Origin of the sequence: Streptomyces sp. NPDC059740 (assembly GCF_042733155.1) — a bacterium.
Taxonomy (GTDB): Bacteria; Actinomycetota; Actinomycetes; order Streptomycetales; family Streptomycetaceae; genus Streptomyces.
Genome location: NZ_JBHWGP010000039.1, coordinates 21594 through 36864 on the forward strand (window position 1 = coordinate 21594; position 15271 = coordinate 36864).

The window sequence follows — 15271 nt, forward strand, 5'->3', positions numbered from 1 at the left end:
CGCACACCGGTACCCGTCGGCGCCGCCCGGCGGGTGCCGGCGCGTCCGGGCACTTCCGGCCCCCGACAGAAAGGCCCTGACCCCGTGACGGTGGTCCTCGTACACGGCAACCCGGAGAGCAGCGCACTCTGGGACCCGCTCGTCGCCGCCCTCGACCGCGAGGACGTGGTGCGCCTCTCCCCGCCCGGGTTCGGCGCGCCGGTCCCGGAGGGGTTCGCTGCGACGGTGGACGCCTACCGCGACTGGCTGGCCGAGGAGGTGAGCGCCCTGGGCGGGCCGGTCCACCTGGTCGGCCATGACTGGGGCGGCGGCCACGTGGTGAACCTGGCCATGTCCCGCCCCGACCTGGTGCGCAGCTGGACCACCGACATCCTGGGCGTCTACGACCCCGAGTACGTCTGGCACGACCGGGCCCTGACCTGGCAGTCGCCGGGCGGCCCCGAAGCGGTCGCCGCCATGACGGACGCGCCGCCCGAGCGGCGGGCGCAGTGGCTGGTGCGCCAGGGGGCGCCGCGCGAGGTCGCCGAGGCCATGGCCGCCGCCCAGACCCCCGAGATGGGCCGGTGCATCCTGGCCCTCTACCGCTCCGCCGCGCAGCCCGCCATGGCCGAGCGCGGGGAAGCGCTGCCGTCCGCCGCGGTCCGGCCGGGCCTGAGCATCGTGGCCACCGAGGACCCCTACGTCGGGACGCCGGCCCAGCGCCGTCGCGCCGCCGGCCGGGCGGGAGCGCGCGAAGCGGTTCTCGACGGGCTCGGCCACTGGTGGATGCTCCAGGACCCGCGGCGCGGGGCCGAGGTGCTCGGCCGCTTCCTGCGCGAGGTCGAGGAGAGCGCCGCCGGCGCGGTGGGCCCCCGGTGACACTCCGGCAGCGGGGCGGGAGGAGCTGAGCCGGGCCGTCCGTACTCCGGTCAGCCGCTTCCGGGGGCCTCGCGGCTCTGCCAGGATCGGCGCGCGCCACTGAGCAGGAACACGCGCAGTGCGCCGTCCTCTCCTCCCCCCGACCGGAGCCGCCAGCATGAAGCGTTTCGCCGCCCTCTCCGCCCTCGCCTGCGTGCTCGCCCTCACCACGGCGGCGCCCTCCAGCGGGGTTCCGCAGCCCGCTGCCACCGCCGACCGGGCCGCCGCTGCGCACCACGGCTCACTGCTGGACGCGGTGCCCCACCGAGGCACCCTCCGGGTCTGCACCACGGGGGACTACCGGCCCTTCACCTACCGGGACGCGGCCGGCCACTACAGCGGCGTCGACGTCGACATGGCACGCGACCTGGCTGCGAGCCTGGACGCGAAGGCCGTCTTCACCCCGACCACCTGGGCGGACATGGTGGCGGACCTCGGCGCCGGGCGGTGCGACATCGCGGTGGGAGGGGTGTCGGTGACCCTGGCCCGGGCGCGGTCGGTGTACTTCAGCGAGCCCCTCGCCGAGGACGGCAAGACCCCGATCGTCCGCTGCACGGACAAGGACAAGTACCGGACGCTGGACCAGATCGACCGGCCCGGCGTGCGGGTGGTCGTCAACCCGGGCGGTACCAACGAGCAGTTCGCGCGCGCCCACCTGAAGAAGGCCACCCTGATCGTCCACCCGGACAACACCACGATCTTCGAGGAGATCGTCCAGGGCCGCGCGGACGTGATGATGACCGACGCCTCCGAGACCAGGTACCAGGCCGCCGTCCACCCGCAGCTCTGCTCCGTCCACCCCGACCAGCCGTTCACCTTCGCCGAGAAGGCCTACGCCCTGCCGCGCGGTGACGAGCCCTTCCGCCATTACGTCGACCAGTTCGTCCACCTGGCCACCCACGACGGCACCTACCAGAAGTACGAGGACCAGTGGATGGGCTGAGGCGGTGCCCGGTGCCCGGTGCCCGGACGGGCGGGCAGGGCAGGGAAGGGCCGGGCTGCCGCCGCGGGCCGCCTGCCGCCGCCCCCGGCCCGTGCCGCCCGGCCTGCCGCCGGCGTCCGCGGCCCCGGCGGCCCGGCGGCTGCGCGCCGGACGCTTTCCACGGAGAGTGATTTCTTCCGCCCCCGGCGGTTACACCTCCCTCATGGCACACAAGTGGACACCCTCCGGAGACGACGACCAGCACCGGTCGGGCGACGAGCCCGCACCCGGGCAGCCCGGTGAGCAGCCGGGCCTGCGGGGACCGGACAGCCGGGTCGAGGAACGTGCCCCGGACGCGCCCACCCGGCTGACCCGCGACTCCTGGCGCAGGGTGCTGCGCGGCACGCTGCGCGAGTACAAGAAGGACGAGCTCGGCGACCGGGCCGCGGCGCTGACGTACTACGGCATCCTCGCGCTCTTCCCCGCCCTGCTGGTCTTCGTCTCGCTGCTGGGCGTGACCGGGCACTCCACCTCCCAGCGCGTGATCGACAGTGTGCGCCAGCTCGCCCCGGGGGCGGCGCGGGACGTCCTGGTGAAGGGGATCGGGCAGGTGCAGTCCAGCGCCGGCCTCGGTTCGGTGCTCGCCGTGGTCGGTGTGCTCGGCGCGCTCTGGTCGGCGTCCGGCTACGTGGCGGCCTTCATCCGCGCGGCCAACGCCGTCTACGACGTCCCCGAGGGGCGCCCGGCCTGGAAGGTGCTGCCCATCCGGGTCGGCGTGACCCTCGCACTGCTGCTCATGGCCTGCGCCTGCGGCATCATCCTCGTCTTCAGCGGCTCCGTCGCGAAGCGGGCCGGCGACGTGGTGGGGCTGGGCGGAGGAGCGCTCACCGCCTGGTCCTACGCCAAGTGGCCGGTCCTGGTGATCCTCGTGGTCCTCATGATCGGTCTGCTGTACTGGGCGGCGCCCAACGCGCGGACCAAGGGGTTCGCCTGGGTCAGCACCGGGAGCCTGCTGGCGCTGCTCATCTGGGGCGTGGCCTCGGCACTGTTCGCCCTGTACGTCGCCAACTTCAGCTCGTACAACAAGACCTACGGCAGCCTGGCAGCCGTCATCATCTTCCTGGTGTGGCTCTGGCTGACGAACACCGCCATCCTGCTGGGCCTGGAGTTCGACGCCGAGCTGCACCGCGAACGCGCGGCGCTCGGCGGCTTCCCCCGCGGCCGGGAGCCCTACGTCAGGCCGCGGGACACCACCAAGGCCGACGACGAGGGGCAGCAGGGCTCCTGAGGACGCCGCGGGCGTCGGCGGCGGGCGCCCGGCGGTGCGCTCACTGACCGCCGAGGCCCGCCGTCGCCACCGACTTCACGATGTGCCGCTGGAAGAGCAGGAAGACCACGAGCAGCGGCAGTGCGCTGAGGACTGCGGAGGCCATCGTCTGGGCGTACTGCACCCCGTAGGCGTCCTTGACGGTGGTGATGCCCACCGGCAGCGTCATCAGCGAGGGGTCGCTGGTGGCGACGAACGGCCACAGGAAGTTGTTCCAGGCGGTGATGAAGACGAAGATCCCGACCGCCGCGAGCATCGGCCGGGACAGCGGCAGCAGCACCGACCAGAAGATGCGCCAGAGCCCCGCACCGTCCAGCCGCGCCGCCTCCTCCAACTCCCGGGGCATCCCGTCGAAATGCCGTTTGAGGATGTACACCATGACCGGCGCGACCGTCTGCGGCAGGATCACGGCGGCGTAGGTGTCCAGCAGGTGCAGGGCCAGCATCTGCTGGAACCACGGCACGATCAGCATCTGCGGGGGCACGATGATCCCGGCGACCGTCAGCGCGTACAGCCCCCGCCGGCCGCGGAAGAGGGTGCGGGAGAAGGCGTACCCCGCCATCGCCGAGGTCAGGACGGTGATGACGGTGACGGCCGTGGCGATGAGCAGGCTGTTGCACATCCACAGCGGGATTTCGCCGCGCTCCCAGACGGTGCGGAACCCGGCGAGGGTGAGACCGCCCTGCGGCCACAGCCAGTGCTCGCCGTCGCTGGCGTCCCGCTCGGACTTCACCGAGGTCAGCAGGCCCCACAGCAGCGGCAGCAGCCAGGTGGCCGCGAGCAGCACCAGGACGCAGCCGGCCGCCACCCGGGCGGTGGGTCCGCTGCCCAGCGTGGGGCGGTGGCGGCTCGGCACGGTGTCCGGCCGGGTGCGCCGGACGCGGCTGCCGGGCCCGGGGACCGGTCGGCGGCGGTCGGGGGCGGTGAGGGGGGAGACGGCCACGGTCAGCTCTCCTTACGGCGGAACGCGGCCATCTGCACCAGCGTGGCGCCGATGACCAGGGCGAAGAAGACGTAGCTGACCGCCGAGGCGTAACCCAGCCGGTAGCCGGTGAAGCCGGTGTCGTAGACGTACTCCAGCACCGACCGGGTGGAGCCGTCGGGCCCGCCCTTGGTGAGGAGGTAGACCTGGTCGAAGACCTTCAGCGAGGCGAGGACCTGCAACACGGTGACCACCCCGGTGATGCGCCGCAGTTGCGGCAGCGTCACCGACCACAGTCGCCGCCAGGCGCCCGCACCGTCCAGCGCCGCCGCCTCGTAGAGGTGGTCGGGTATGGACTGGAGCGCCGCCAGGTACAGCAGGAAGTTGAAGCCGGCGGTCCACCACACCGTGGTCAGCACGATCGACCAGAGCGCCACCGAGCGGTCGGTCAGCCAGCCGGGCCCCTCGACGCCCACCGCGGCCAGCAGGTGGTTGTACAGCCCGAGGTCGGGTTGGTAGAGCCAGATGAAGAGCAGCGAGACGACGCCGACCGGCAGCAGGTAGGGCGCGAAGAACGCGAGCCGCCACACCCACTGTCCGGGCAGACCGGTGTGGACCAGCAGCGCCATCGCGAGCGCCACCACGACCAGCGGGACGGTGGAGACCACCGTGAAGAGCACGGTGTTGCCCAGCGTCTGCCACATCGTCGCGTCGGTCAGGGCCTGCGCGTAGTTGTCCAGCCCCACCCAGTTCCCGCCGCGGCCGGTGAGGGAGGTGTCGGTCAGGCTGGTCCACGCCCCCTGCGCCAGCGGCCAGAGCAGGAACGCCGCGAAGAGCACGAGGAAGGGCAGGGCGAACAGGAAACCGGAGGAGGGCGGCCGGCGGCGGGGTGCCGGCCGGCTCGGCGGTCGCGGGACGGGGGTCGTCCCCGGAGAGGAGGGGGAGGTCATCGCGGACGTCTTCCCTTGAGTGGCGGGGTCGGCGGGCGGGCGGTCACGGCGCCGACGGGTCGGGTTGCGTGAGGAAGCCGTCCAGCTTGCGCACCATGGTGCGCGCCACCTGGGCGGGCGGCACGTCCTCGATCAGCGCCGTCTGCAGCGTCTGCGACATCTGGTTCTGGAAGTCGGAGGCCGCCCCCGTGAACCAGGCGACGGGGTCGAAGACCGTGTGGGCCTGGGCGGCGACGTAGTCGCGCTGCGGGCGCAGCGCCCGGTACGCCGCGGTGCGGGTCACCGGCCGGTAGGCCGGGATGTGACCGGCCTTCGCCCACACCTGGCCCGACCGCAGGACCGCCGCGACGGTCTCGTGGACGCGGCGGCGGCGCTCGGGGCCGGGATCGGGGTGGTGGGGGAGGACGAAGGAGTGCGAGTCGGCGTACACGGCGGGGTGGTCGAAGACGGTGGGGAAGGGCGCCGCGTCCACCTTCGGGTCGGCGGTGCGGAAGGTGGCCAGCTCCCACTCACCGGAGAGGATCAGCCCGGTGCGGCGGTTGACGAACGAGGCGATGCCGGCGTTGTAGTCCAGGTGCCGCGGGTTGGTCCGGCCGTCCAGGAGCCGGCTCATGAAGGCGACGACCTCCGTCATCCGGTCCAGGTCGACTCCCGCCCTGCTGCCCGGCGTCAGCGTCATGGCCTCGCCGGTCTGCCGGTACAGGGCGTAGAAGAGCCGCCAGCACTGCGAGGGGTCGTTGGCGTGCCCGAAGGCGACACCCTCGTGGCCCGAGGCCCGGGCCAGCGCCCGGGAGGAGCTGAGGAAGCGCTCCGGGGAGGAGAACGCCCCGGGGTCCAGGGCCCCGTCGTCGTCCAGCAGGCCGGCCCTGCGGGCGATGTCGGGGTGGAAGAAGACGATGAAGGGGTGGGTGTCCAGCGGCATGGCGTAGGTGTGTCCGCCGTACTGGGTGATCGGCCACACCGAGGAGGCGTAGTCGTCCCGGTGGACGCCGTACCGGGCCATGAGGTCCAGATCCCACGGGTCGAGCAGGCCGCTGCGGGCCAGCGCCGCCAACCGCGACATGTGACTGATCGCCATGTCGGGGCCCCGGCCGCCCACCGAGGCCATCGACAGCTTGGTGTAGTAGGGCGTGCCCCACTCCAGCACCGTCCGCTTCACCGACAGGCCCGGCATCCGCCGGCGGGCCGCGTCGAGCACCTCGTACATCAGCGCCCCGTCGGAACCCTGGAAGAGGTCCCACATCTGGAGCGTGCCGGCGCCCTCGGCGGCGTCGGCGGTGGCACAGGCGGTGAGCGCCCCGCCGGCGACCGCACCGCCGAGCCCCAGCAGGGCGCCGCGCAGCAGACTCCTGCGGGAGGGCGAGGAGTTGCCGGTCGGGGCGAGTGGGAAGTGCGCGGGCATGGACCCTCCGGGAACGGGCGGGAGACACCCGCGGCCAGGGTGTCGGCCCGGCCGTGGGGCGTGCTGCAGGCTGTTTGTACCGCCGCCTCTACATCGATGTAAAGATCTGGGCGCCACCTGTTCCGCCCGGGGAGGCGGGGTGAAAGAACCTCTAAGGAGCCACGTCCCCGACCGGTGGGCGGTCCACGGGCCCGTGGGGCGGGGCGGCCCGGCGGAGCGTGCGGACCTCAGGCGCTCCCGGGCTCCGGGGCCTTCGGCGGCTGCGGCGTGAGCGGAAGCACCGCCGGGCCGCCGGCGCTCTCGTACGCGGCGGGACGGAGCTGGGCGGCCGCCAGCCGGGCGGTGTCGAGCTTGGGTGAACGGTCGAAGGCGTACACCCCGTTGGTCTCCTGGAAGACGTCGGTGAGCTGGGTGTAGCAGTAGCCGAACATCAACGGGTCGTCCAGCAGCGCCCCGGTGAGCCCGGCGAAGCGCGCGTGGAACTCCTCGGCGGTGCGCGGGCGTTCACCGTACCCCCAGGAGACCTCGCGCTCCTCGTCGCGGGCGGCGGCGGCCGCAGGGTCCCACCAGATGCCCCCGAACTCCGAGCAGAAGTAGGGCTGTCCGCGGTACGGCTGCGACCACGGCTCGCCCTGCGGGCCGGTGTTGACGTACGGGGTGCCCTTGTCGAGCCCCGCCATCAGGGTGGCGAAGGCGGCCGGGTCCTGCTCGTAGCAGTGCGCGTCGTAGACGTCGGTCTCCGGCACCCGGTGGGCGTAACCCGAGGCGTCCAGCACCGGACGGGTGCCGTCCGCCGCCTTCGTCGCCAGGAACATGCCGCGTGTGACGTCGTCGAGGACCGTGATGCGGTCGTGCAGGGGCTGGTAGGTCTCGTTGAGCGGGCACCAGCCGACGATCGCCGGGTGGGAGTAGTCGCGCTCCACCGCCTCCAGCCACTGCGTGGTGTACGAGGCGTCGGGCTGCTGGTTGTTCCCGCGCGCCCCCGTCTCGCACCCCCAGTCCCCGAACTCGCCCCAGACGAGGTGGCCGAGCCGGTCGCAGTGGTGGAGGAAGCGCTCCTCGAAGACCTTCTGGTGCAGTCGCGCCCCGTTGAACCCCGCGGCCTGCGCCAGCTCGATGTCGCGGACCAGCGCCGCGTCGTCGGGTGCCGTCATCAGGCCGTCCGGGTAGTACCCCTGGTCCAGCACCAGGCGCTGGAAGACCGGTTCGCCGTTGAGCAGCACCGCCCGGCCGCGGACGGTGACCGAGCGCAGTCCGGCGTAGGAGTCCGCCGAGTCCACCACCTCGCCGCCCGCGTCCAGGAGTTCGAGCCGCAGGTCGTACAGGTGCGGGTCGGCAGGCGACCAGGTGCGCCGCCGTTCCTCGGGCACGGCAAGCACCAGGCGCGGTGCGGCCGACAGGTCGGCGCGCGCCTCGGCGGTGACGACCTCTCCCGATCCGTCCGAGAGGTGCGCCCGCACCCGGTGGCCGGGCAGGCACGCGGACAGCGGCACCTCGACGTGGAAGGCCCCGGCGGCCAGGTCGGGGGTGATCCGGGGCCGGCGCAGGTGGACCGCGCGCGGCACCGGCTCCAGCCACACCGTCTGCCAGATGCCGGTGGTGCGGGTGTAGTGGCACCCCGAGTTGCCGTACCAGGTCGCCTGCTTGCCGCGCGCCTGCGGACCGTGCCGGCTGTCCCGTGCCCGCACCACCACGACCGCCTCCTCGCCGGCCTCGGCGACGCCGGCCAGGTCCGCGGTGAACGGCGTGAACCCGCCGCGGTGCCGGGCGACCTCCACGCCGTTGACCCAGACGGTCGCGTCGTGGTCGACGGCCTGGAAGTGCAGGAGGACGCGCGATCCCTGCCACTGGGCGGGGACGGTCACCCGCCGCCGGTACCAGACGGCCTCCAGGAAGTCGGTGTGCGCGACGCCCGACAACTGCGACTCGGGGCAGAACGGCACGGTGATCTCGCCGGCGGGCTCGGTCTCGCGCAGCCCGCGCTCCAGGCCGGTGTCGGCCTGGTCGATCTCGAACCCCCACGTTCCGTTGAGGCACAGCCAGCGGTCGCGGACGAACTGGGGCCGGGGGTACTCCGGGCGCGGGATGGAAGGGGTCTCGTCGGACACGGCGCTCCCGATTGCTCTGCGGTGGTAAGGGCTTGCGAGGTGCTGCCGGGTCATGCCACCACGTCTTGTACATCGATGTAAATAGGCGGAAGGGGACTGCGTGGCAGGTGAGTCGGGGGAGCGGGAGCGCGGGGCGGGGGTCAGCCCTCCCGGCCGTCGCCCCCTGGCGGCGGCACGCTGCTCTCCCGCACCACGAGCCGGTGGCCCACCCGCCGCAGCGCCGGCGGACCGGCCTGCTCGGCACCCGCTTCGATGCGGTGCGCCAGCAGGTCGACGGCGGTGCGGGCGAGGGCCGGCTTGTCGGGCGCGACCGTGGTGAGGGACGGGATGGTGAAGTCGGCGGCCTGGATGTCGTCGAAGCCGACCACCGACACCTCCCGGGGCGTGGACAGCCCCGCCTCGTGCAGGGCCCGCAGCGCACCGATCGCCAGGTGGTCGTTGAGGCACAGCAGCGCGTCCGGGCGCTCGCGGCGGCGGACCAGCGCGGCGGTGGCGGTGGCCCCGTCCCGCCAGTGGAACTCCTCGACCGGCACCAGCAGTCCGGGGTCGAACGGGAGGCCGGCCGCCGCCAGGGCCTGCTGGTAGCCCTCGGTGCGGAGCCGCTCGGTGGCCGCCGCCTCCGGCGAGGTGTCGCCGCCCACCACCGCGATCCGTCGGCGCCCGGCCGCCAGCAGGTGCGCGGTGGCCTCGCGCGCCGCCGCCACGTTGTCGATGCCGACATGGTCGCCCAGCCCCGGGATCTCCTGCTCGCCCAGGAGGACCAGCGGCACCCGGACGTCCGCCGCCGCCAGGTCTTTGGGGCGCAGCGAGAGGGGGCTGAGCAGTACGCCGTCCACGAAGTCCGACTCGAAGCCCCGCAGGGCGGCGCTCTCGCGCTCCGGCCGGGCCCCCGTCTGGTGCACCAGGACCGTCCAGGAGCGCTCCTCGGCCGCCTCGACCACGTGCTTGGCCAGCTCGGAGAAGTAGGCCACGTCCAACTCGGGCACGGCCAGCGCGACCGTGCCGGTGCGTCCGGTGCGCAGTTGCCGGCCGGCGAGGTTGACGCGGTACCCGAGGGCGTCGATGGCCTCGCGCACGGCCTGCCGGGTGCGGTCCGAGACGTGCTGGTAGTCGTTGATGACGTTGGAGACCGTCTTCTCCGAGACGCCCGCGTACCGGGCCACGTCCTTGATCCTCGGCCTCGCCGCCACGCTCACGTCCCCGCCTCTCCTCGGTGCGGCGTCGATCGTATCGGCCGGTCCCGCGCCCGGGGGGACCGCACGGCAGGCGGTGTGACCCGCCCGGACACGGGCGTGCCGCCCCGACAGCGTCGAGGCGGCACGTCGTCCTGTTCCCGATTACCGCGCAGGGTGTGCGCGGCCGGCGCTCACGGCCGCGCACACCGGTCAGCGGCGGTGGCCGCCGCCGTGGTGCCACCCGCCACCGTGGTGGTGGCCGTGGTGCCAGCCACCGTGGTGGTGGCGGCCGTGGTGCCAGCGGCCGTGGTCGCGGCCGTGGCCCCAGTCGTCGTGGTGGCGTCCCCAGTCGCCCGGGTCGGCGGCGGTCACCGTCTGCGGGGCGGCTGCGGGGGCGGCGGAGGCGGCCGTCGCGGGCAGGGCGACGGCGAGGGCCGCCGCGCCTGCCACCGCGACGACGGAGAGACGGGTCAGAAAACGAGCCATGGGAGCTCCCTTTCCTGACGTGGCACCAGGTGCCCACGTCATCGAATCCGCCCGGGAACATCCCGGGCACTGACACTGTGACCCGTTCCAGGACGACTTACGCCACTAAAGCCGTTTTTCAGGTGACACGGTCCTGTGTGCACTACTTCTGCGCGCCCCGCACGCCCCGCGCCCCTCACCGGTCACGCGCTCCTCACGCGCGCCTCAGCGGGGCGGGCGCGCCGGTCGAGGAGCGCGCCGCACGGCCGCCCCCGGGCCGGAGCCGCCCGCACCCGCGCCCCACCGGCCGTGCGCCCCGCGCCCGGAGCGGCTCAGTGCGCCGTCCACCCGCCGTCCAGCGTCAGACTCGCCCCCGTCATGTAGCCGCTGTGCGGGCCGCACAGCCACAGCACGGCCTCCGCCACCTCCTCGGGCTCGATCAGCCGCTTGACGGCGGTGCGCTCCAGCATCACCTGCTGCACCACCTCCTCCTCCGGGATGCCGTGGGACCTGGCCTGGGTGGCGATCTGCTGCTCCACCAGTGCGGTGCGGACGTACGCGGGGTTGACGCAGTTGCTCGTGACCCCGTGCGGCGCCCCCTCCAGCGCAACGACCTTGCTCAGCCCTTCCAGGCCGTGCTTGGCGCTCACGTAGGCGGACTTGTACAGGCTGGCCCGCAGCCCGTGGACGGAGGAGATGTTGACGACCCGCCCCCAGCCCCGCTCGTACATCGCCGGCAGGGTGCGGCGCAGGATGCGGAACGGCGCCTCCACCATCACCCGCTGGATGAGGGCGAAGCGCTCCGGCGGGAACTCGTGCACCGGCGCCACGTGCTGGAGCCCGGCGTTGTTGACGACGATGTCCACGTCCGCCGGGAGCGCCTCCACCGCCTCGGGGTCGGAGAGGTCGGCCACGTGCGCCTGGCCGCCGACCTGCGCCGCCACCTCGGCGGCCTTCCCGGCCGCGATGTCCACCACATGCACGTGTGCGCCGGCAGCCGCCAACGCCAGGGCGCAGGCCCGTCCGATCCCGCCGGCCGCGCCCGTCACCAGCGCCGTGCGGCCCGCCAGGGAGCCGGGCGGAGCGTCGGCCCGGGCGTTCGCCGGGGTGCGGGAGGGGGCTTCGGGGCGCAGGTCACGGGAGCTGTCCATGGCCGTACCGTAGGCACGGCCCGCACCCCGATGCACATGAGCCCCCCACACAAACCGCCGGTCACCTGTGGTGCGCGGGGCCATGGTGAGAGCGGCCCGGGAACGCGGGACGCCGGCCGCCCGCACACCGGCCCGGACGCGGCGCCGGGCCCCGGCCGACTGCGCCGAAGTGGTGAGGGGGCCCTTGGGCAACGGGTGGGAACACCACCGAAGGGGCTCGCGGATGGTGGCCGCTCCCATACGCGGGCGAGGCGGCCGGGAATACCGTCCGCCTCGGAAGCCCTCGCACCCGGCCCGCCCGGTCGCGCCCCGCGGAACACCCGCGGCGCGAGGACTTCGCAGGACGCCCCCGCCGCCGTCCTGCCCGCGCCCGCCGCCCCGGACCGGCGCCGGGTCCGCGGCCACCACCCCCCGTCAGGCCCGCACATCCGGCAACCCCCAGGAGCCGCCATGACACCGCCCCCACCCCGCCGCCGGCCCCCCGCCCGCCGGCCGCTGCGCCACCTGCTGGCCGCGGCCCTCGTCACCGCCCTCACCGGACTGCTCGGTGTGCTCGGGGTGGCCGCCCCGGCGCCCGCAGCCGCGGCCGGCAGCCTCCAGCAGGTCACCAATTTCGGCGCGAACCCCGGCAACCTCCAGATGTACGCCTACGTCCCGGCCGGCCTGCCGGCCAACGCCCCGCTCGTCGTGGCACTGCACGGCTGCACCCAGTCGGCCAACGCCTACTACAGCAACTCCGGTTGGCCCAAGTTCGCCGACAAGTGGCACTTCGCCGTGGTCTTCCCGCAGACCACCTCCGCCAACAACATCCAGTCCTGCTTCAGTTGGTTCGACTCCACCAAGGACACCCGCGACAAGGGCGAGGCCGCCTCGGTCCGGCAGATGGTCTCCTACGCCCAGTCGGCCTTCGGCAGCGACCCGAAGCGGGTCTACGTCACCGGCCTGTCCGCGGGCGGCGGCATGGCGGCGGACCTCCTCGCCGACTACCCCGACGTCTTCGCCGGCGGCTCCGTCGACTCCGGGCTGCCCGCGCAGTGCGCCACCACCCTCACCGCCGCCTCCGGCTGCCAGATGAACAACCAGAACCTCAGCCCCGGGCAGTGGGGTGACAAGGTCCGCGCCTCCTACCCCGGCTACTCGGGTCCGTGGCCGCGGGTCGCCATCTGGCAGGGCAGTGCCGACTACACGGTCTACCCGGTCAACGGCACCGAACTGCGCGACCAGTGGACGGACGTGTGGGGCACCGGCCAGACCGCGTCCAGCACCGCCACGCTCCCCGGCAACACCACCGAGAGCCTCTACGACGACAGCAGCGGGAAGCCCGCCGTCGCCCTCTTCCAGATCTCCGGCATGGGGCACGGCCTCCCCGTCGACCCCGGCTCAGGCGACGAACAGTGCGGCACCGCGGGCGCCTACTTCCTCGACACCGTCTGCTCCTCCTACTACACCGCGAAGTTCTGGGGCCTGGACGGCGACGGCGGCGGTCAGCCCGACCCCGGCACCCTGCCCGCCCCCACCGGGCTGAAGGTCACCGCCACCACCGACACCGGCGCCTCGCTGTCCTGGAACCCCGTCTCCGGCGCGTCCTCCTACACCGTCCACCGCAACGGGACGAAGGCCGGCACCGCCACCGCCACCTCCTTCACCGACACCGGCCTGACCGCCGGCACCACCTACGCCTACACCGTCGCCGCCACCGGCTCCGACGGCCGGACCGGCAGCCCCTCGGCCGCCGTCAGCGCCACCACCACCGGCGGGCAGAGCGCGCAGTGCTTCACCGCCACCAACTACGCCCACGTCGCCGCCGGAAGGGCCCACACCAGCGGCGGCTACACCTACGCCGACGGCTCCAACCAGAACATGGGCCTGTACAACGTCTTCACCACCCACACCCTCAAGCAGACCGGCGCCGACACCTACGTCATCGCCGACTCGGGCTGCGGGTCCTGAGCGGACGGTCCGCCACCAAGCGGTTCCCCCGGGCCGGGGCGGGCCGTCCGCTCAGCACTCCGCGCTCTCCCCGTCCGGGAAGCGCACCACCACCCGCGCCCCGGCCCCCTCGCCCACCACCTCGCAGTCCACCGCGGTGCGCAGGGCGCCGGGGTCGAGGGCGTCGCGGGTCAGCGCCACCAGCGTCACGTGGACGGAGAACTCCCGCCCCGCGCCGGTGGCGCTCAGGTACGGGGTCGCCGAATGGGAGCCGAAGGCGTTGGCCCCGACCTGCCGCGCCACCCCGGCACCGCCCTCGTCGGCGTCCGCCGGCCCCCAGCCGTACAGCCCCACCACAGCGCTGGCCAGGCCCGCGGTGGTGCGTGCCACCGCCCAGTCCGGCCCCGTGGCCACCTGCGGCGGAGCGGCGTCGGCCACCGCGTACCCGCCCTCGCGCACCGCCGTGTGCGGCCCGGTCACGCGGTGCACCCGGACCTCCCACGGCCCGTGCACCACACTGGTGGTGCTCACCGAGACCGCCCCCGCGCCGCCCCCCGCCCCACCGCCCGGACCGGACCCGTCGGTTCCGGCTCCGACCTGCGCCTCGTAGCGGGAGGAGGCCGTGCCGCCCCGGCAGGACAGCGGGACGATGCGCCGGCGGCGGCTGGGGCGGCCGTCGGCGCCGACCACCGCGAAGTGGCCGTCCAGGCCGGCCCGCCACGCCAGGTCGCCGGCCTCCGGCGCGGTGGCCGTGGAGTAGCCGAACTTCGCGTAGTGCGGGTCGTCCTCGGCCGGGCCGGAGGCCGGGTTGTGGTCGCTGCCGTGGTTGACCAGCCGCACGATGCCGTCGTGGCGGGTGGCGTGCAGCAGCCAGCCGGGAGCCGGGAGCGCGGTGCAACTGTCCGACTCCTCGACGGGGAGCGGGAGTTCACGCTCGGTCCACACCGGGTGGTCGGCGGGCAGCAGCAGTCCGAGGAAGCCCTTGCTCGCCCAGTACGGGGAGGCCGGCCCGGAGTAGGGCTGGGTCGTGGGCAGGAAGGTGTCGTACCAGCCGAGCGGCAGCAGGCCCCGCTCGTCGGGCACCCCGCGCTCCATGAAGTGCCGCACCGCCCCCGAGGCCAGCCGGCGGGTCAGGCCCGGCGCGAGCGGCGAGCAGTCGGCGAGCGCACCCAGCCACACCGGGGCGAGGGCGGCGAACCGGTAGGCCAGCGACCGCCCCTGGTGCACCGGCGCGCCGTCACCGCCGAAGAAACGCGGGTAGTCGCGCAGGAACAGCGACAACCGCTCCCGGTAGACCTGCGCCCTGCCGCCGTCCTCCGGGCCCGCGATCCGCGCCCACAGCAGCGGGTACAGGTGCAGGGCCCAGCCGCCGTAGTAGTCGAAGTTGCGCCCGTCGCCGTCGGTGTACCAGCCGTCGCCGACGTACCAGTCCTCGATCCGCTCCAGGCCGCCCTCGATGTCCGCCCGGCTGTGCGGCGCGCCGACCGAGGCGAGGAACTGCTCCGCGACCACCTGGAACAGACGCCAGTTGTTGTCCCAGGTGCGGGCCGAGACGAAACCGGAGAACCAGTCCACCACCCGCTCCTGCACCCGCGCGTCCAACCGGTCCCAGATCCACGGGCGGGTCTCGTGCAGGCCCACCGCGACCGAGGCGGCCTCCACCATCTGCTGCGAGCAGTCCGTCAGCGCCGGCCAGGACTCGCCCGAGGCCGGGTCGGTGCCGGCGTCCAGGCCCCGCGCGTACCTCTCCAGGAGAAGCGGATCGACCGCGCCCCGGGCCCCGGCGACACGGAACGCGGCCAGCAGGAACGTCCGCGCGTACCCCTCCAGGCCGTCGCAGACCACACCCGACCAGGAGGCGCGCCCCGGCAGCCGGTACTGGGCGGCGCCCGGCGTCGCGTAGGGCGCAACGGACGCCAGGAGGTGGTCGGCCACCGCCTCCCAGTGCGCACGGGTCCACCCGGTGCGCGGGGAGCGGACCCGGTCGGTGGGGGGCAGCGGCAGGTGGGGGGCGGGCACGGCG

The 15271-nt window shown here is 74.1% G+C and carries 12 protein-coding genes; 4 read left to right on the top strand and 8 right to left on the bottom strand.

Features of this window, described 5'->3' with window-relative positions; translation table 11 throughout:
• Nucleotides 1–90 precede the first annotated feature (90 nt).
• The 3 genes from ACFV3R_RS29580 to ACFV3R_RS29590 all read left to right on the top strand — a co-directional run bounded on the left by ACFV3R_RS29580 (nucleotide 91) and on the right by ACFV3R_RS29590 (nucleotide 3107).
• The gene (locus ACFV3R_RS29580; protein ID WP_385589518.1) at nucleotides 91–858 is read left to right on the top strand and encodes an alpha/beta fold hydrolase; all 768 of its coding nucleotides are present in this window, start codon (nucleotides 91–93) and stop codon (nucleotides 856–858) included.
• Between the two features lie 157 nt (nucleotides 859–1015).
• Nucleotides 1016–1840, top strand: coding sequence for a transporter substrate-binding domain-containing protein (locus ACFV3R_RS29585; protein WP_385589520.1), 825 nt, complete (start codon nucleotides 1016–1018; stop codon nucleotides 1838–1840).
• A gap of 202 nt (nucleotides 1841–2042) precedes the next feature.
• A complete protein-coding gene (locus ACFV3R_RS29590; protein ID WP_385589522.1) occupies nucleotides 2043–3107 on the top strand; it encodes a YihY/virulence factor BrkB family protein in 1065 nt (354 codons plus the stop codon).
• A 40-nt stretch (nucleotides 3108–3147) separates the two neighbouring features.
• On the opposite strand, the gene ACFV3R_RS29595 is transcribed toward ACFV3R_RS29590, so the two are convergent.
• The 7 genes from ACFV3R_RS29595 to ACFV3R_RS29625 form a co-directional block, all read right to left on the bottom strand.
• Nucleotides 3148–4095 carry a carbohydrate ABC transporter permease gene (locus ACFV3R_RS29595; RefSeq protein ID WP_385589571.1) on the bottom strand — a complete coding sequence of 316 codons (948 nt, stop codon included), beginning with the start codon at nucleotides 4093–4095 and terminating at the stop codon, nucleotides 3148–3150.
• Complete coding sequence (locus ACFV3R_RS29600; protein WP_385589524.1) at nucleotides 4092–5018, bottom strand: carbohydrate ABC transporter permease; 927 nt, start codon at nucleotides 5016–5018, stop codon at nucleotides 4092–4094. The genes ACFV3R_RS29595 and ACFV3R_RS29600 overlap by 4 nt, the downstream gene beginning before the upstream one ends.
• A 43-nt stretch (nucleotides 5019–5061) precedes the next feature.
• On the bottom strand, nucleotides 5062–6420 hold the full coding sequence (locus tag ACFV3R_RS29605) for an ABC transporter substrate-binding protein (RefSeq protein WP_385589526.1): 1359 nt from the start codon (nucleotides 6418–6420) through the stop codon (nucleotides 5062–5064).
• Nucleotides 6421–6647: 227 nt separating this feature from the next.
• Nucleotides 6648–8528, bottom strand: coding sequence for a glycoside hydrolase family 2 protein (locus ACFV3R_RS29610; RefSeq protein ID WP_385589528.1), 1881 nt, complete (start codon nucleotides 8526–8528; stop codon nucleotides 6648–6650).
• Nucleotides 8529–8668: 140 nt separating this feature from the next.
• Nucleotides 8669–9718 carry a LacI family DNA-binding transcriptional regulator gene (locus ACFV3R_RS29615; protein WP_385589573.1) on the bottom strand — a complete coding sequence of 350 codons (1050 nt, stop codon included), beginning with the start codon at nucleotides 9716–9718 and terminating at the stop codon, nucleotides 8669–8671.
• A 195-nt stretch (nucleotides 9719–9913) separates the two neighbouring features.
• Entirely contained in the window at nucleotides 9914–10189 is a 276-nt protein-coding gene (locus ACFV3R_RS29620) for a hypothetical protein (protein WP_385589530.1), read from the bottom strand.
• A 311-nt stretch (nucleotides 10190–10500) separates the two neighbouring features.
• On the bottom strand, nucleotides 10501–11319 hold the full coding sequence (locus tag ACFV3R_RS29625; protein ID WP_385589532.1) for a 3-hydroxybutyrate dehydrogenase: 819 nt from the start codon (nucleotides 11317–11319) through the stop codon (nucleotides 10501–10503).
• A gap of 450 nt (nucleotides 11320–11769) precedes the next feature.
• Here ACFV3R_RS29625 and ACFV3R_RS29630 point away from each other — a divergent pair, with 450 nt between their 5' ends.
• Entirely contained in the window at nucleotides 11770–13269 is a 1500-nt protein-coding gene (locus ACFV3R_RS29630) for a PHB depolymerase family esterase (RefSeq protein ID WP_385589534.1), read from the top strand.
• A 51-nt stretch (nucleotides 13270–13320) separates the two neighbouring features.
• On the opposite strand, the gene ACFV3R_RS29635 is transcribed toward ACFV3R_RS29630, so the two are convergent.
• Nucleotides 13321–15267: a DUF2264 domain-containing protein gene (locus tag ACFV3R_RS29635; RefSeq protein WP_385589536.1), complete on the bottom strand. Its 1947-nt coding sequence runs from the start codon at nucleotides 15265–15267 to the stop codon at nucleotides 13321–13323.
• Nucleotides 15268–15271: the final 4 nt, after the last annotated feature.